This is a genomic window from Cellvibrio polysaccharolyticus (assembly GCF_015182315.1).
Lineage (GTDB): Bacteria > Pseudomonadota > Gammaproteobacteria > Pseudomonadales > Cellvibrionaceae > Cellvibrio > Cellvibrio polysaccharolyticus.
The window spans coordinates 3,319,412-3,336,053 of the sequence record NZ_PRDL01000001.1; the positions used below are offsets into that span (position 1 = coordinate 3,319,412).

General features: G+C 45.3%; 15 protein-coding genes. 12 read left to right on the top strand and 3 right to left on the bottom strand.

The genetic code is table 11. The features are described from left to right. Nucleotides 1-119: 119 nt before the first annotated feature. Together C4F51_RS14025 and sbcB are read right to left on the bottom strand one after the other, a co-directional pair. Entirely contained in the window at nucleotides 120-1,337 is a 1,218-nt protein-coding gene (locus tag C4F51_RS14025; protein ID WP_193910829.1) for an argininosuccinate synthase, read from the bottom strand. 234 nt (nucleotides 1,338-1,571) lie between these two features. Then, a complete protein-coding gene (sbcB, locus tag C4F51_RS14030) occupies nucleotides 1,572-3,062 on the bottom strand; it encodes an exodeoxyribonuclease I (protein ID WP_328701379.1) in 1,491 nt (496 codons plus the stop codon). A gap of 149 nt (nucleotides 3,063-3,211) precedes the next feature. Between sbcB and can the strand changes: the two genes are divergently transcribed. Continuing rightward, a complete protein-coding gene (gene can, locus C4F51_RS14035; protein WP_193910833.1) occupies nucleotides 3,212-3,841 on the top strand; it encodes a carbonate dehydratase in 630 nt (209 codons plus the stop codon). A gap of 111 nt (nucleotides 3,842-3,952) precedes the next feature. Here the strand turns inward: can and C4F51_RS14040 are convergent, their stop codons facing one another. Continuing rightward, a complete protein-coding gene (locus tag C4F51_RS14040; RefSeq protein ID WP_193910835.1) occupies nucleotides 3,953-4,327 on the bottom strand; it encodes a 4a-hydroxytetrahydrobiopterin dehydratase in 375 nt (124 codons plus the stop codon). 322 nt (nucleotides 4,328-4,649) lie between these two features. Between C4F51_RS14040 and C4F51_RS14045 the strand changes: the two genes are divergently transcribed. The 11 genes from C4F51_RS14045 to C4F51_RS14095 all read left to right on the top strand — a co-directional run bounded on the left by C4F51_RS14045 (nucleotide 4,650) and on the right by C4F51_RS14095 (nucleotide 16,608). Next, the gene (locus C4F51_RS14045; protein WP_193910837.1) at nucleotides 4,650-4,991 is read left to right on the top strand and encodes a zinc ribbon domain-containing protein YjdM; all 342 of its coding nucleotides are present in this window, start codon (nucleotides 4,650-4,652) and stop codon (nucleotides 4,989-4,991) included. Between the two features lie 135 nt (nucleotides 4,992-5,126). Continuing rightward, the gene (locus C4F51_RS14050; RefSeq protein ID WP_193910839.1) at nucleotides 5,127-5,468 is read left to right on the top strand and encodes a DMT family transporter; all 342 of its coding nucleotides are present in this window, start codon (nucleotides 5,127-5,129) and stop codon (nucleotides 5,466-5,468) included. Between the two features lie 570 nt (nucleotides 5,469-6,038). Continuing rightward, nucleotides 6,039-6,914, top strand: coding sequence for a glucose-1-phosphate thymidylyltransferase RfbA (gene rfbA, locus C4F51_RS14055; RefSeq protein WP_193910841.1), 876 nt, complete (start codon nucleotides 6,039-6,041; stop codon nucleotides 6,912-6,914). Continuing rightward, nucleotides 6,911-7,792 (top strand): dTDP-4-dehydrorhamnose reductase, encoded by an 882-nt coding sequence (gene rfbD / locus C4F51_RS14060; protein WP_193910843.1) that lies wholly within the window; start codon nucleotides 6,911-6,913, stop codon nucleotides 7,790-7,792. The genes rfbA and rfbD overlap by 4 nt, the downstream gene beginning before the upstream one ends. An 8-nt stretch (nucleotides 7,793-7,800) precedes the next feature. After that, nucleotides 7,801-8,349: a dTDP-4-dehydrorhamnose 3,5-epimerase gene (rfbC, locus tag C4F51_RS14065; RefSeq protein ID WP_193910845.1), complete on the top strand. Its 549-nt coding sequence runs from the start codon at nucleotides 7,801-7,803 to the stop codon at nucleotides 8,347-8,349. Nucleotides 8,350-8,367: 18 nt separating this feature from the next. Beyond that, a complete protein-coding gene (locus C4F51_RS14070) occupies nucleotides 8,368-9,141 on the top strand; it encodes an ABC transporter permease (protein WP_193910847.1) in 774 nt (257 codons plus the stop codon). Next, nucleotides 9,141-9,851, top strand: coding sequence for an ABC transporter ATP-binding protein (locus C4F51_RS14075; protein WP_193910849.1), 711 nt, complete (start codon nucleotides 9,141-9,143; stop codon nucleotides 9,849-9,851). The genes C4F51_RS14070 and C4F51_RS14075 overlap by 1 nt, the downstream gene beginning before the upstream one ends. 80 nt (nucleotides 9,852-9,931) lie before the next feature. Beyond that, the gene (locus C4F51_RS14080) at nucleotides 9,932-11,320 is read left to right on the top strand and encodes a hypothetical protein (RefSeq protein WP_193910851.1); all 1,389 of its coding nucleotides are present in this window, start codon (nucleotides 9,932-9,934) and stop codon (nucleotides 11,318-11,320) included. After that, the gene (locus tag C4F51_RS14085; RefSeq protein ID WP_193910853.1) at nucleotides 11,321-12,343 is read left to right on the top strand and encodes a hypothetical protein; all 1,023 of its coding nucleotides are present in this window, start codon (nucleotides 11,321-11,323) and stop codon (nucleotides 12,341-12,343) included. It begins immediately after the preceding gene. 49 nt (nucleotides 12,344-12,392) lie between these two features. Then, nucleotides 12,393-14,798: a glycoside hydrolase family 99-like domain-containing protein gene (locus C4F51_RS14090; protein ID WP_193910855.1), complete on the top strand. Its 2,406-nt coding sequence runs from the start codon at nucleotides 12,393-12,395 to the stop codon at nucleotides 14,796-14,798. Next, on the top strand, nucleotides 14,788-16,608 hold the full coding sequence (locus C4F51_RS14095; RefSeq protein WP_193910857.1) for a hypothetical protein: 1,821 nt from the start codon (nucleotides 14,788-14,790) through the stop codon (nucleotides 16,606-16,608). The genes C4F51_RS14090 and C4F51_RS14095 overlap by 11 nt, the downstream gene beginning before the upstream one ends. Nucleotides 16,609-16,642 lie beyond the last annotated feature (34 nt).

Consider the following 16,642-nt stretch of genomic DNA (forward strand, 5'->3'; position numbering starts at 1 on the left):
GCATCGGAGTCTTTGCAGCGATCACAGGAGGGTCACTGAAAGCCAAAAGACAATCCCGGGATATAGCTAAACCCGGAAATCATCCAACTTCCGGGCTAAATATCCATATCTGAGAACAATCAGAACAGCGAACGGCCTTTGTTGGCAGCAATACGCATACGCAGCGCATTGAGCTTGATAAAGCCTTCGGCATCTTTCTGGTTGTAGGCACCAGCATCATCTTCAAAGGTGGCGACTTTTTCGTCGAACAGGCTGTCAGCAGAGCGACGACCCACAACGTGTACAGCACCTTTATAGAGTTTGACGCGTACTTCACCGTTTACAAACTGCTGTGACTCGTCGATAGCCGTTTGCAGCATTTTGCGCTCCGGGCTCCACCAGTAACCGTTGTAAATCATTTCGGCGTAGCGTGGCATCAAGCTGTCTTTCAAATGCGCCACTTCGCGGTCCAGAGTAATAGACTCAATCGCGCGGTGTGCCTTCAGCAAAATGGTACCGCCGGGGGTTTCGTAGCAACCGCGAGACTTCATGCCCACGTAACGGTTTTCCACGATATCCAGACGACCTACACCATTCGCACCACCCAGCTCGTTCAAACGCGCCAGAATGGTAGCCGGTGACAAACGTTCGCCATTGATAGCAACCGCATCGCCTTTTTCATAGGTCAGGTCGATGTAGGTAGCCACGTCCGGTGCAGCTTCCGGAGAAACACTCCAGCGCCACATATCATCTTCAGCTTCGGTCCATGGGTTTTCCAGCACGCCGCCCTCGTAAGAGATGTGCAGCAAGTTGGCATCCATAGAATAAGGGGATTTTTTCTTTTTGTTGAAATCCACCGGAATATTGTGCTTCTCACAGTACGTCATCAGGGTTTCGCGGGAAGTCAGATCCCACTCACGCCATGGCGCAATCACTTTAATTCCTGGTTTAAGCGCATAAGCTCCCAGTTCGAAACGAACCTGATCATTGCCTTTGCCGGTAGCACCATGAGAAATGGCGTCGGCACCAACTTCGTTGGCAATTTCAATCAGACGTTTGGCGATCAGAGGGCGCGCAATGGAGGTACCGAGCAAGTACTCACCTTCATAGATGGTATTGGCACGGAACATAGGGAATACGAAATCGCGAACAAATTCTTCACGCAGATCGTCGATGTAGATTTGTTTAACACCCAAAGCCTGAGCCTTGGCACGGGCTGGCTCCACTTCCTCACCCTGACCAATATCAGCGGTAAATGTAACAACTTCGCAATCGTAATTTTCCTGCAACCATTTAACGATTACGGAGGTGTCCAGGCCACCCGAATAGGCCAGAACCACTTTTTTGATGGATGACATAGGGAGCTCCCACGAGAATTCTGTTTGTAAATACGGCGTAAACCACGGGTGAATCAGCGCGCAGGATTGTACTCGTAAAAATAACAAATTCCCACACACTCGTTAAGGATTCGTTGTTTTTTCCTGTTTAAACAGGCATATGGTAAACCTTCTCATTTAACCAGCCACGAGGCGGCATCTTTTATAACCATGCCAATGCGGCATAAGCTGCCCTGGTAAAATCCGCTATCAATGTTACAAATAAAGCCGTGGATCGCCACCTGCCATCCGCAACTTTTCTTCAGCCCACACCTGCAACTGTTGCAGCAATATTAGCCGGGCCTCGTCAGACACTTGCAACCGCGACTGCGCCAGCCGCTCGGCAAACGCTGGCCAGGCAATGCTCGCCCCGGCGGCCGGGTCTGTCAGCCGCTGATAGCAGAACTGCTGCCAGCGCTGCTGCTCTTCAGCCGAGAGCGTATGCGGATAGTTTCGTGCGCGGTAGCGAAATAAAAGCTCGGGCAGCCGGGCATCTTCAAACGGAAAATCCGCTTGTGCCAACCCCTCGGGGGCCGATAGCCGCACAGCTTTCATCAGCCGTTTGTCGGCATCACTGAAAAAGCCGCCGCTGTAGAGCATTTGCTCGGGATCAGTGCGCGGAGCAAATTCCCCCATGGCATAGAGCGCCGCCAGCTTTTCCCGTAGCGCCGTACCCTCAAAAAGCGATAGCTGATTAAAGACCTGCCAATGACGCTCGCACCGCCCACGATCCAGCCCCAGCCGCTGCGCCGTGCTGGCATCCAGCATCGTCAGCGGCAGAATCATCGGGGTTTTATTCAGGTGAATTTCTTTCAGCGCCAGTCGTTCCTGCCCGGCAGGGAGGTCTTCCTGCCTAACATAAAGCCGTGCGTGCAATTCCTCCGCCGAAAAATTCAACAAGTCAGCAGGGTCAGAAGAGAGATTAAAAGCAATCACACTGTTTTTGTTGGCGGGGTGCAACGCCAACGGCAACATCACCGCCGCATTGCCCTGCCCGGCCGAAAATCGGGAAGAAATATGCAATACCGGCTTGCTACCATCAATATCAATAAGGCTGTTGGCGAAACGCTTGTCCCGCAGGCGCCAGGCAAAGTCGTAGAGCCTGGGTTGCCGCTCCTTCACCAGACGAGCCAAGGCGATGGTGGCATAGACATCCGATAAGGCATCATGCGCATGCCCGTGCTCAAGACGGTTGGCTTTGGTCAGCATCTCAAGCTTGAAGCAGGGCGTGCCGTCTTCGTAATCGGGCCAGTTAATGCCTTCCGGGCGCAGAGCTCGCGTCATACGTACCATATCAATGATGTCCCAGCGGGAATTGCCGTTTTTCCACTCCCGCTCATAAGGGTCATAGAAATTGCGGTACAGCGCGTAACGCGTTACTTCATCATCGAAACGAATCGAGTTGTAGCCTGCACCGCAGGTTCCGGGCCGACTCAACTCTGCAGCAATGCGAGATACGAACGCAGCCTCGGCAAGCCCCTGTGCTTCTGCCACCTGCGGCGACAAACCGGTAACCAGACAAGCCTCCGGTTTGGGCAACACATCCGGAGCCGGCTTGCAGTACATCATCAGCGGGTCACCGATAATATTCAAATCGGTATCGGTACGCACGCCCGCAAACTGCGACGGACGGTCCTGGGACGGCACTTCACCCCAGGTTTCGTAGTCATGCCAATAGAGTGTTGTTTGCTGCGATGTCGAGGCCACACGCCCTCCCTGCCCTGCAGATGAACCGATAGATTGCGGCACCTTAGCATTTGTCAGCCGCTTTGAAAAAGCGCCGCTTGCAACAAGGTTTGAGAGACATGCCCGGTTTGAAATATACTGCACGTCATATATTCCGGACGACATTGACTATGACTGATCTGAATCATCTCTTTGCCAATAACACTCGATGGGCAGAAACCATCAAATCGGAACAGCCCGAGTTCTTTTCAACCCTCTCCAAACAGCAAGCTCCCGAGTACCTGTGGATTGGCTGTTCGGACAGCCGGGTTCCCGCCAATGAAATCGTCGGGCTATTACCGGGAGAGCTATTCGTTCACCGTAATGTGGCCAACATTGTTATCAGTACCGATTTGAACTGCCTTTCGGTGATGCAATTTGCCGTGGAGTATCTGAAGGTCAAGCACATTATGGTGACCGGGCATTACGCCTGCGGTGGCGTAAAAGCGGCGCTTGAAGGCAAGCAGTTGGGATTGGTGGACTACTGGGTGCGCAGCATCCGTGACGTGTACTTTGCCAACAAAGACCTGATTGACGGCATTTCTGATGACACCACCCGCCTGAATCATTTGTGCGAATTGAACGTGATGCAGCAGGTAGCCAATGTGTCGCATACCAATATCGTACAAAACGCCTGGAAGCGCGGCCAGGAACTTACCATTCATGGCTGGATTTACGGCCTTACCGATGGCCTGGTACGCAATTTAATGGAGCCCATCGGCAGCATCGAACAGGTTCCCGAGCAGTATCGCGTTTATTAACTCACCGATTCCTGCAACCAAATAGCAAAAAGGCGATGTTTCCATCGCCTTTTTGCTATGGCCAACTAACGGACAAGATGGCAACGCGGCTGCCAATCCTGTCCGCTTTACTTATTCGTCTACACGCTCACTAAAAAGGCGCTCTGTACGGGCCGCCATAATGAAGTCATTGCGGTGCAAGCCTTTTACCTTGTGCGTCCACCACTCTACCCGCGCCTTACCCCATTCAACCAAAATAGCCGGATGGTGATTGGCACGCTCCGCCTGATCGGCAATCGCCCGCGTAAAAGCCAGCGCCTGCATAAAATTTTTGAACCGGTATTGGCGCGACAAAATCGACATGCCGTCCCGCTCAATCACCTGCCAGTCGGGCAACAGCCCGGAAAATTCCTCAATTTCTGCCGCTGTTAAGGCCGGGGTATCACCATGGCAAGGCTCACAGTCTCCGCTCACCAGGTCAACGGCATTTTTAGGTATTTGATTCATCAGCAACTCTCCACGCTTGTTATTGTTCCGCGCCCCTCAGTACAACAAAGAGCGCGCAATCAGGATTCAGTGTAACTGCTGACAACAGGGTTGCCGGAAAAGTTCGTCATTCGCCCACCAGCCACATCCAGCCCAAGGCTAAACGACCTACCGGCAGCGTTGCTCACCAAGGAAAGGTGCACAACCGCTACTCACCGGCCTGAAACCGCCCCTTACAACCTTTTATTACAGAAAAAATGTCACATTTATAATTTAAGGATATAATTGCCGCTGTTTTCAATCCGGGTGATATTGCAAACCCCGCCGAACCAAAGAGAAACCCATGTCTACTCTGCCCCCCTGCCCCCAATGCGCTTCCGAATACACCTACGAAGACGGCCTGTTACTGGTATGCCCGGAATGCGCCCATGAATGGAATCCATCAGCGCTAGCCAGTGAATCCGCCAGCGGCCCGGTATATAAAGACTCGGTAGGCAACATCTTGCAAGACGGCGACAGCATCACCGTGATCAAAGACCTGAAAGTCAAAGGCTCATCGCTGGTAGTAAAAATCGGCACCCGCGTGAAAAATATCCGCCTCGTAGAGGGCGATCACGACATCGACTGCAAAATTGATGGTATCGGCGCGATGAAGCTGAAATCGGAATTTGTTAAGAAAATTTGACCGCAGGGTGCCTGAAGGAAAAGGAAATCAAACATTTATCACGAAGCAGAAAGCCATGCTTATTAAAGGATTGACACCAGGCTGCTTCTGCTTCAAAAAGGCGCGCTGAATAAGCAATATCGGAGCTGAAGGGAAATGTGGGTACAACTGGTAGCAATATTTTGTGTGGTTGGCATTGTAATAGGCCAGCTGTTATTCAAGCTGGGCGCCAACGCATGGGCAAGCAGCGGCAGTTTTTTTTCCATCAAAACACTCACCGTACTGGCTACAGCTATGGCCCTGTATGGCCTTACATCCCTGGCTTGGGTGTGGGTATTGCAAAAAGCTGATTTGGGAAAGGTTTACCCTTATATGGCACTGGCATTTATTCTGGTGCCGCTGGGCAGCTATTTGCTGTTCGCAGAAAAATTCCAATCGCAATATATTATCGGTGTTTGTTTTATAGCCATCGGCATCGTCCTTACCGTTAAAAGCTAACCCGGATAGTGAAAACACCGTGATCAAGGCGTCAGAGATATTGACGCCTTGAAATTGACACCCAAAGCCACACAACTTTATACAATTAGTATATTATTCCCCAATTATGTGATGAACCCCTCCTTTTCAATCATGAAAAGTCAGAGCATTACAAATTCGCAACACCCGTTACAAACAAAACCTGCATTGGCGCTTTATAATCGCTTTTCCTGAATTTGGCAGCTGTCAATCACAGAAAAAGTGAAAACTGCGGCACAGGCAATGTTGAAAAAGCGAACCCTACGCTATTCAACTGCGCCTATACGTTTAAAAATGACGCCAGATTCGGCGGCATCTGTGATGCCTGAAAAAGGAGCTTTAGCTTGAACAACAGTTTTATCGGTAAATTACTAGCAACCGGAAACCGCTACGGTTACAAGTAGGCTCGACACCAATGAAACTGTATCAATCGGGTATCAAAAACTCCCCTCTGTTTTTGACTGCTGAATCCTCACAATCAATTCATCCATGTTGATGCGGCTCGCCCCAAGCCCCGCGTTGGCATCAGATCGTTAAGGTAATTGGAATATTATGAAAGGTATCATTCTTGCTGGCGGAAGCGGCACACGTTTACACCCCATCACCAAAGGCGTATCCAAACAACTGTTACCGATATACGACAAGCCGATGGTCTATTATCCGCTGTCGGTACTGATGCTTGCCGGTATTCAAGATATTCTTATTATTACTACCCCGGAAGACTCTGCGAGCTTTATGCGCCTGCTGGGTGACGGCTCACAATTCGGGGTACGCCTCAACTACGCCGTTCAAGCCAACCCTGATGGTCTTGCCCAAGCGTTTATTATCGGCGAAGGCTTTATTGGCAGTGATAGCGTTTGCCTGGTGCTGGGCGACAACATCTACCACGGCCACGGCCTTACAGAACACCTTAAAAAAGCCGTAAAACGTAAAACAGGCGCCACCGTATTCGGCTACCACGTTAATGACCCGGAGCGCTTTGGGGTTGTGGAGTTCGATAACGAAAAACGTGCAATCTCTATTGAAGAAAAACCGAAGAAGCCTAAATCCAATTACGCAGTCACCGGTTTGTATTTTTACGACAACCGCGTTATTGAAATTGCCAAAACCATCCAGCCATCCAGCCGAGGCGAACTGGAAATCACCAGCGTAAATAACGTTTACCTTGAACAGGGGGAGCTTAACGTTGAGGTGCTTGGTCGTGGTTATGCCTGGCTAGATACGGGCACACATGACAGCCTGCTTGAGGCCGGTCATTTCGTACAAACCATTGAACATCGCCAGGGGCTGAAAGTTGCCTGCCTCGAAGAAATTGCCTTCAACAATAAATGGATCAGCAAAGAACAACTGGTCGCCGAAGGTAAAGCATTGGAAAAAACCGGTTACGGCCAGTACCTGCTGAAAATCGCGGAGCAAAGTCAGGAATGAAAATATTAATTACCGGTGCCAATGGCCAGGTAGGCCATTGCTTGCAGCAACAATTGCTCGATAGCAATATTCCGTTTATTGCCGTTACACGCGAACAGCTGGATATCACCGATGCGCACGCTGTAGAGCAGTTGTTGCAAACCGAACAGCCCACCATTGTAATTAATGCGGCGGCACACACCGCTGTAGATAAAGCCGAAACCGACCAGGACAACGCCTTTGCCATCAACCGCGACGGCATTGCCAACCTTGCCCGTATCAGCGCAAACATAGGCGCAGCAGTATTCCATATTTCTACGGATTACGTATTTGATGGCGAGAAAGATTCGCCCTACAGCGAACATGACGCGACCAACCCGCAAGGCGTTTATGGCCACAGCAAACTGGCCGGAGAGCAAGCGGCCGCAGCAGCCAACCCACGGCATATTATTTTGCGCACCGCCTGGGTATTCGGCGAGCATGGCAATAATTTTGTAAAAACCATGATCCGCCTGGGGCGCACAAAAGATGCACTCGGCATAGTTGCAGACCAGCAAGGCAGCCCGACTTACGCCGGTGATATTGCCAAAGTGCTGATCATCCTTGCTGATATTTATAGCAACAGTGGCGAATTGCCCTGGGGCATTTACCACTACGCAGGCGCACCGCATACCAACTGGCATAGCTTTGCCCAGGCAATTTTTCAGCAAGTTGAAGCATCCGGTATTTACGAAAAGCCCGTACCTGCGTTGAGTGCTATTACTACCGCAGATTACCCCACCCCGGCAAAACGCCCGGCCAATTCGCGGCTGGATTGTAAAAAAATTGAAGATGCGTTTGGCATCCCCCCTTCAGACTGGCAAACCGCCCTGAACAATATTCGTGCATACGCAGGTTAATGAATCCAATGAATGTTATTGACACCACCATTCCCGACGTAAAAATTTTTGAGCCCAAAGTATTCGGTGACGAGCGCGGGTTCTTTTTTGAAAGTTTCAGTCAAAAGTTTTTTGAAGAAGCCACCGGCCTGAAACGCACTTTTGTACAAGACAACCACTCGAAATCCGCTAAAGGGGTTTTACGAGGTTTGCACTACCAACTGCCGCCGATGGCACAAGGTAAATTGGTACGCGTAGTGCGAGGCGAAGTATTCGATGTTGCCGTGGATATTCGCAAATCTTCACCCACATTTGGCCAATGGGTAGGCGTTCACCTATCCGCAGAAAATAAACGCCAACTCTGGGTGCCAGAAGGTTTTGCTCACGGCTTTCTTACCCTGAGCGATACCGCCGAGTTCTTATATAAAACCACCAATTATTACTCCCCCGCCCACGAAGGCGCCATTATCTGGAATGACCCAACGTTAAATATTGAATGGCCGGAAGCTGGCGACATACAAGTCTCCGGAAAAGACCAGGTAGCACCAGTATTTACACAAGCGGCCTACTTCGATTAACAAGGGTGGATATCCAGATTGAAACTTCATGACTTTATTATTTTGGTCGATACCAAGGCCAAAATGAGCTTAAAGGCCGAAGCATCGCGCCTTTACCTCAGCTTTTTATGGTGGATTATTGAGCCAATGCTATTTGTGTTGGCTTTCTATTTTGTATTTAGCGTACTTCTCAAAGTCCGTCAGGAAGATTTTCTTATCTTTCTTATGTGCGCCAAAATTCCTTACATGTGGTTTTCAAAAGCGGTAACCAGTGCAGCCGGTAGCATAGTGGCTAACCGGGGCATTATCAGCCAACTGGATATACCAAAAATACTTTTCCCTTACGCAGCCATTCAAGTAACTGTGTATAAAGAGATTCCAGTATTCCTGCTGTTAGCCGCCCTGTGCGTGGGTTACGGCTATGCACCACAAGTTGAATGGTTATGGCTTATTCCACTTATTGTTGCACTCTATCTTCTTATTGCCGGCTTTAGCCTCTTGTGCGCCCTACTGGTGTGCTATGCGGATGACGTGCGGATGTTAATTAATATGCTAATGCTGTTTTTAATGTTTACCAGCGGTATATTTTTTGACATATCAACTATTGATGCCCCATTAAGGGATTACCTGCTCCTATTCAACCCTTTGGCATTTTTGTGCGATGCATTCAGAGTCATATTCATGAACAAAGGCATGTACGATGTTGAACACCTCGTATGGCTAATGCTGTTTTGCACCGTATTTATTGGTGTTTTTCACATGATATACAGCCATATGAGCAGAACCATTGCAGCCAGAGTGGTGAACGCATAATGAGTGAATCCATCATTCTCTCCGCACAAAACCTGCACCTTACCTATAAAACACGCCGGGGTATTTTTAAACAATTTACTCACGAAGCAATTAAAGGCGTGTCGTTTGACCTTATTAAAGGCGAAACCATCGGTATTCTGGGCAAAAACGGTGGGGGCAAAAGCTCATTACTGCGCATTCTCGGCGGCATCGTCAACCCCACACAAGGCAAAGTAATTTGCCCGCCCAAGACTACCCGTGCACTACTTACATTAGGGTTGGGGTTTATCCCTAATATCAGTGGTCGCGAAAATGCCATCTATTCGGTAATGTTACAAGGCGCCTCAAAGAAGAAGGCCAAATCCATTATTCCTGCTATCGAAGAATTTACCGAACTGGGTGAGTTTTTTGACCAACCAATAGAAACTTATTCGTCAGGCATGAAAGCCCGTTTGGGCTTTGCTACCGCGTTGATGGCAGAGGTAGATATTTTGCTGATTGACGAAGTACTGAGCGTAGGTGATGCCACCTTCCGAAAAAAGGCTGAAGCAGCCATGCGGAATAAACTGAACGGAGAACAAACCTGTATTTTTGTTTCACACAACTCCGATCAGGTTAATAAAGTGTGCGGTCGCGTAATATGGATTGATAAAGGTGTTATTCGTGAGCAGGGCGATACCGCTAGCGTCGCACATCAATACAACCTGTCCATGCAAACCCAAAACAGCTAAAAAATATCAATTCGTATTCATTAAACTGAATAGAGCTCTTCTTAAGATCATATTAAAAAAGGGCAAACAAGGAATTCTATATGAGCTTACTGCTAACGGTCTACGAATCTCCAGATTGGAATCGATTGATTGACGTTTATGATCTTCCAGTAGCGGAGCACACCGAATTATCCTCAGTGGGTGGAAAAACAAAAGCATTGAAACCTGCCCAAAAACTCTCCTCGATAGCTAAAATACTTTCAACTAATTCCGCGGAGAACCACTTATGGTTGGGTGTAGTTCAAGCAGAGTATTTTCTTTCAAAGGCTGTGGAAGATGGTAGTAGCATCGCTGAAGCGTCGGAGCAATGGCAAAAAATTACCCAAGACCTACTGGCGCTTAAGCGCGAAAATCGTCAGCGAATTAATCTTTTCAATCTTAACCAAGCTTTAGCCCATCCGTATGAATTCAATAGCACTCTTGGCTTAAAAAAAACAGTAACCCACAGGACGATTGCCTCAAAGAAAATCGAGTTCTCCTTGTTAGCAGCCTGCCAATATGTTAGCCAAAAGGAAGAGATTAAAGAACTGAACAGTGTTTTGCATGCCTATACAATATCATTCAATAGCGATGAAGCTCCGATTTTGGATATAGAGAAGGCAATCCAACAAAACAACAAAATAACCAAAAAACTAAGCGAAACCGAAAATGAAAGAAACGCCATTTTATTGCAACTTCAACACGCCCAGGAAGAAATCGAAGATAATTACAAGTCACTAGCGGTAGCTCAGGAAACAATTGATCAACTAATTACTCAAAATGAAATAGATACAGAACGTCTAAAAGCAGAAACCCAAGCAGTGCACACGCGAGAGGTCAAAAAACTAGAAGCCAAGTTTCTAGAACAGACGTATGATTTGGAGAAAAAACTGAGCGAATTACATGTTAGCTTGGAGAAAGCAGAACATTCCATGCTGGCCCATGAAAAGCAATACAATAAAGAGTTAAGCAAACAAGAAAATTTTCTTCGTAAAATGAAGGCTCAGGCGGCTTACGCAGAATATAATTGCAACTTACTCCAGCAAGAAATAACTGACCTGAGAAATTCTACCGCGTGGAAGAGTACAGCTCCCGTTCGGGCATTGGGGCGATTAGTTAAAAACCCCAAGACATCCAACATCAAACTACTCCAAGATGCAGCCTTGTTACTAACATCCGAGTACTTCGATGTAGAATGGTATTTGAAAAACTACGCCGACGTATCCGAAAGTAAAATTAATCCTGCTGAACATTACCTACTCTTTGGTGCTTCGGAAGGCCGTCTCCCCGGCCCATTATTCGACGGCAACTGGTATTTACAACAATATCCCGATGTGGCTGATACTAAAACAAACCCGCTTCTACATTTTATTATGTTTGGGCAAGCTGAAGGCCGGAGAAGCTCGCCTGTTTTACTAACAAATGACATCCAGAACAATGTGGAGCAATAAATGAGTAAAAATTTTTCGCACACTATCTGGCTTGGCGCTGGCACAGCATCCACTCTAAACGCACAATTAGAATCCTCGGATTACGTAACGCTAGTTGAGGCTCGGCAGCTCGCCTATGCACATTTATTAAAATACAAAAATGTAAACATTGATGTTTTAAATCTATTGATAACGCCCGATGGAGAAAAGGTTGAATTTACCGAATACAACCTTGCGGAGTATTCTGCAACTGGAAAACCAACAGGATTGAGAAAATTATTTCCCGGAATAAAAGCCGTTAAAAGCGAGCATCGAGAAAGTTATAATCTTACTGCTCTTGTTGGAGACCTTAGCCTGCAAGATAACAATAATGTTCTAATTATAGAAATTATTGATATAGGCCTACCTTTACTTGAAAATCTGGCCTGCTCGGGATTATTAAAAAAGTTCAAGCAGATCCACATTCAAACCAGCGCCACACCTCTTTACGAAAATTCGCCAACAACCGGCGACTGCACTGCCTTTATGGAAAGACAAGGTTATTTCATTCATCTGACGGACAAAAGTGATCCAGACCTACCGTTGATAACCTTTCAAAAAAATCCCCTTTTTGAAATTTTAAATGAAAAAGAAACACATCTGTCTAACTTCAGAAAAGACAGAGAAGATTTGCTTGAAAAAATAGACTACTTTCAGCAGCGCCTGCAACAGACAGAAAGCGAGCTTTCCTTAAACATCATTCAGCTCGAAAAAAAAGACGACACCATCCGGGAGCTCAGCAAAGCCCTATCCAACGAAAAATATAACGTCACAACAGAACATAAGGATTTGTTAGATAAGGTCAACCGACTTTCAGAAAAGGCTTCTCATATTCAACAGCAATCCGATATTAGGCTTGAAAAAATAACGGAGCTAGAAGAAAAAAATAGAATATTAGACAAAGAAAAAGCAGAACAAGTTGAGCAAAACAAATCATTAATGCAGGAACTTTTAAAATCCGAAGCTCAAATTGAACTAATCAAAGAAATAATGTTGAAAGAGTAATCCAAAATCAATGAATATAAATTTTGGAAAAAACTCAGAAGGTTTAAAAATGAATAAAACTTACCAAAAAACTACCCTACAGGAAGCGAACGAAGCCTTCCAAGCAGGCCTTTATCAAGCAGCTCTTGATCTATATATAACTGCAATCAGAAACAATCGATCATTAGAAAAAATCACTAAAATCAATATTAGTCTATCTTTGAGTCGGCTTGGTTTTGAGCACGATGATGAGTCTGTAAATACTTACCTAAAAAGCCATCTACGCCCTAAAAGCCCTGAAGTGGGCGTTCATATCGAACCTACAGACTTCCCTTTAGTTTATGAAAATTCAGTGGACGCTGAATTTTACATGTCTATGTATCCAGACATACAAGCTGCAAACGCTGACCCCTTTGTTCACTACACGACATGGGGCTGGAAAGAGGGAAGATTGCCGAACTCCTGGTTTGATCCAAATTTTTATCGTGAGCAATACATCGACGCAAAGGAAACCAATCAGGACCCCTTGGCTCACTATATAGAAATTGGTCAATACGAAAAAAGAAAAACAAAAACTTTTTCAATCTCCTCTGTACCAAAATATATAAAAAAAGAAATTCCGACAATTTCATTTGATGAAACGTCGGAAGCTTATGTTGATTTCAAGGTGCAACCAGAGATAGCAAGTAAAATTAAAGCGCTGGCATTCTATCTACCACAATTTCACCCTTTCCCAGAGAATGACGCGTGGTGGGGAAAAGGGTTTACCGAATGGAGCAACGTAGCAAAAGCAAAACCGAACTATGATGGACACTACCAACCTCACCTCCCTATTCACAACGGATTTTATGACTTGCGTGTCCCGGAAGTCATGGTTGAGCAGGCTCGCCTTGCCAAAAACTATGGAATTTACGGTTTCAATTTTTACTACTATTGGTTTGATGGCAAAGTTCTTATGCATAAGCCGTTCGAGATGCTTCTTAATAATAAGGACGTTGACATAAAATATTGCCTTACTTGGGCTAATGAAAATTGGACCCGCCGATGGGACGGGGCTGAAAATGATGTATTAATAGGGCAGAATCATTGTGAGAGTGATTCAATAAAGTTCATTGAGCATCTTTATCAATACTTCGAAGATGACCGATATATTACGATTGATGGCAAACCGGTATTAATTATCTACAGGGCCAATATTATTCCAGACATGGCGGAAACAATTGAGCTATGGCAACGTAAAGCCAGAGAAGCAGGATTTCCTGGGCTTTATCTCATTGGAGCCCAGACTTTTGGATTTAAAAACCCAAAAGAGTTCGGTTTCGATGCTTCTATGGAGTTCCCACCACACACTGTAAAAAGCAATAAAATCAACGATTCCCTTGACATTGTTAATGCAAACTTTGCGGGCAACATATATGACTATGAGGAAGTTGTGCGCAACTCCTGCACAGAGAAGGAATTTACATACAAATGCTTCAGAACCGCAATGCTGTCATGGGACAATACGGCAAGGAAGCAGGATAATAGTCACACGTTCGCAAACTTCACTCTATTAAAATATAAACAGTGGCTGACTCACATAGCTACCCGCACGCACGACACAGCAACACTTTCCGACCAGGAAAAGTTTATATTTATCAATGCATGGAACGAATGGGCTGAAGGCACACACTTAGAGCCCGATCGTAAGCATGGGTATGGCTATCTACAAGCTACCTACGATGTACTAAAGGAATTTGATATTAAGAATGTCGAAAAACTCTCGACCGAGCAACCTGTGAGGAAAAATAATTACGCGGTCATCCTCCATATCCACTACACCGACATATGGGATGAGATCAGCCACTATCTGAAAAACCTTAAGGGCTACGGTTTTGATCTTTTTGTCACCCTCACCAACACCCAAAACAACATTGTAGATTTAATTAAAAAAGACTATCCAGATGCCTATGTCAACCTAGTAGAAAACCGAGGAAGAGATATAAGACCATTTATCGAAACCTATAGAAAAATTAAAAATTTGGACTACGATGCTGTCTGCAAAATCCACTCGAAGAAAAGCGTGTACCGTAACGACGGAGATAATATACGCAATGAAATATATGAATCATTACTTGGCACTAAAGATCTCATTGGTTCTATATTAGAGAAGTTTGACCAGGAAGCTAATGTGCTAGGGCTATTGGTTCCAAAAAAATACTTCATCCCCCACACAAGTAAGAACATGAGCTACGACCGAGACATAGTTCTCGGACTTTCAGCATTGCTTGATCTGGATTTCAGCTACTCTGATTTCCCCGCAGGCTCAATGTATTGGTTCGCCCCTAGAGCTCTGAGCGGCCTCGAAATGATAGAAGATCATTACTTTGAGCCAGAAGAAGGGTTGGCGGATGGCACCATTGCACATGGTATAGAAAGAATAATCTGTAGTTTAGCTGAGAAAAATGGCTTTATAGGTCGATCTTATGAGTCATGAAATATATTTTGACAAACAAAAAGCTTCGGAATTAAACAAAAAAATTAAAGGAAATTTCGACAACCCCTCTCTTAGAGAAGGAGGGATAACTGGTACAGTATTTTTTTCAGGGTGGTTCCTAGCAAACAGTGAAGACTTATATATAAGAGTAATAAAATCCGACAAAACATCCAAGATATATTACCTCACCGTAAATCGCCCGGATGTAGTCAGGCATTTTAATTTGAAGGAAGACCATCTGCTCTGCGGATTTCAGTTTGAGATAGAGCTAGACAATATCGACCATGAAATTTCAGTACACTTTCAAGGAGTGGAGTACTCCATATGGAAATTGGCTTTTTCGGATGCTTATAAACCTCAACTACTGGCAATAAAGAACAACTGGGAATCATTTCACACAAAAAAATCAAACTTCATACATACGAGTGGAAACACTGAGCTATCAGCCGCACTGCTGGCAGAGTTCACCATATTAAATATCAACGAACTACATGAAGAACTAAAAAAAAACGGAATTTGTATTTTTGAAAACGAAAGAGAAACCAATAATTTTGTTCAACAATTTAAAGAGCCCTATTGGGCAATGACGGCTATCGAAAATTCAACGAGAGATGGATCACTCCATGGCCAATACAAAAGAGAGGGTGCTTTGTACTACTGCGTACAAAGCTACTCTTTAGGCGACTTTAATTTTCTACTATTCGATAGCGATGTTCTTACATTTTATCTGGTGCAACACTGCACCAATGTATTACTTTTATTCCCCACAATATATAAAGCAGTCGCTTTAGACATCCAACAGTGGGCTCTTCAAGCGATACAAAAAATCCCAAAGTTATACTTACATCTGGAGCACCTGAAAATCTCTGGAGCGAATTTTCCAGAGAAAGAAAAGGGGGCTTTTGTGGGAGTCAATCTATCACAATCAAGACCTTATCACTTCGTGTACGATTATTTGCATGGAATAGAATATCTTTGCCAGAGAAAAATACATTTTAATTCCATATCTATCCCGGGATTTAACTTTATAGATCCTTCTAGTTATTTCGAGAATATAACAACGCACAAACTACTGGATGAAAAATCAATCAGCTGCTCGAATATCAAACCATACTTTTACATAATGCCATGTTTGCAGCATATGAAATCCGAGTTTGACCCACAACTACTAGCGCTGAGCAGCAGGATTACTAGCAGGACTAACTATAAGACCAACATCTCAAAAGATCTCACGATGCCAAATATGGATAACTATGATTTCGTTTTTTGGGCAGGCATATCAGTTGAAAAGCGCCGCTGGACAGAACAAAAAGAAGGACTCATCAATATAATCAAAAACATATCCAGCGAATTTGATAAGCCATTAATACTCATCGACGGCAGAACATCTACACTTACCGACCCTGTAGACATAAAAAATGTATCAAGTCAAGAGATGCAAATATACAATGACATAGAATCCCAACTTCCAAATGTTAAATTTATCAATTTAATTGGCAGAACCATGCCCGAGAAAATATTTTTTGCGTCACTGGTAGATTTTTTCTTCACATCGTTTGCTACTGACTCTATCTATCCATCCTGCATTCAGAGAAAGAGGGGATTAGTCTATGCAGCTCCCTCGATAAAAGATCAGAGAAGCATTCATATTCACCCAGAGGCAAACTATATCCCTGACTCATTAATAACTGAAATCGATGCTAACGGGAAGTCGTGGCATGAAATCAGCGTCAGCATGAAGTGGGAAGATATTTATCATTGCATGGAACATTTTATTCGAGATATAAAATTTAGCCGAGTCGCGCACTAATGATCGATCAAGTTGATTATTACTACAAGCCAAA

Excerpts from the sequence above, each read along its gene's own strand:
- C4F51_RS14025 (WP_193910829.1), bottom strand. The coding sequence starts at position 1,337 with ATGTCATCCATCAAAAAAGTGGTTCTGGCCTATTCGGGTGGCCTGGAC.
- can (WP_193910833.1), top strand. The coding sequence starts at position 3,212 with ATGACTGATCTGAATCATCTCTTTGCCAATAACACTCGATGGGCAGAA.
- C4F51_RS14040 (WP_193910835.1), bottom strand. The coding sequence starts at position 4,327 with ATGAATCAAATACCTAAAAATGCCGTTGACCTGGTGAGCGGAGACTGT.
- C4F51_RS14045 (WP_193910837.1), top strand. The coding sequence starts at position 4,650 with ATGTCTACTCTGCCCCCCTGCCCCCAATGCGCTTCCGAATACACCTAC.
- C4F51_RS14050 (WP_193910839.1), top strand. The coding sequence starts at position 5,127 with ATGTGGGTACAACTGGTAGCAATATTTTGTGTGGTTGGCATTGTAATA.
- rfbA (WP_193910841.1), top strand. The coding sequence starts at position 6,039 with ATGAAAGGTATCATTCTTGCTGGCGGAAGCGGCACACGTTTACACCCC.
- rfbD (WP_193910843.1), top strand. The coding sequence starts at position 6,911 with ATGAAAATATTAATTACCGGTGCCAATGGCCAGGTAGGCCATTGCTTG.
- rfbC (WP_193910845.1), top strand. The coding sequence starts at position 7,801 with ATGAATGTTATTGACACCACCATTCCCGACGTAAAAATTTTTGAGCCC.
- C4F51_RS14075 (WP_193910849.1), top strand. The coding sequence starts at position 9,141 with ATGAGTGAATCCATCATTCTCTCCGCACAAAACCTGCACCTTACCTAT.
- C4F51_RS14080 (WP_193910851.1), top strand. The coding sequence starts at position 9,932 with ATGAGCTTACTGCTAACGGTCTACGAATCTCCAGATTGGAATCGATTG.
- C4F51_RS14085 (WP_193910853.1), top strand. The coding sequence starts at position 11,321 with ATGAGTAAAAATTTTTCGCACACTATCTGGCTTGGCGCTGGCACAGCA.
- C4F51_RS14090 (WP_193910855.1), top strand. The coding sequence starts at position 12,393 with ATGAATAAAACTTACCAAAAAACTACCCTACAGGAAGCGAACGAAGCC.
- C4F51_RS14095 (WP_193910857.1), top strand. The coding sequence starts at position 14,788 with ATGAGTCATGAAATATATTTTGACAAACAAAAAGCTTCGGAATTAAAC.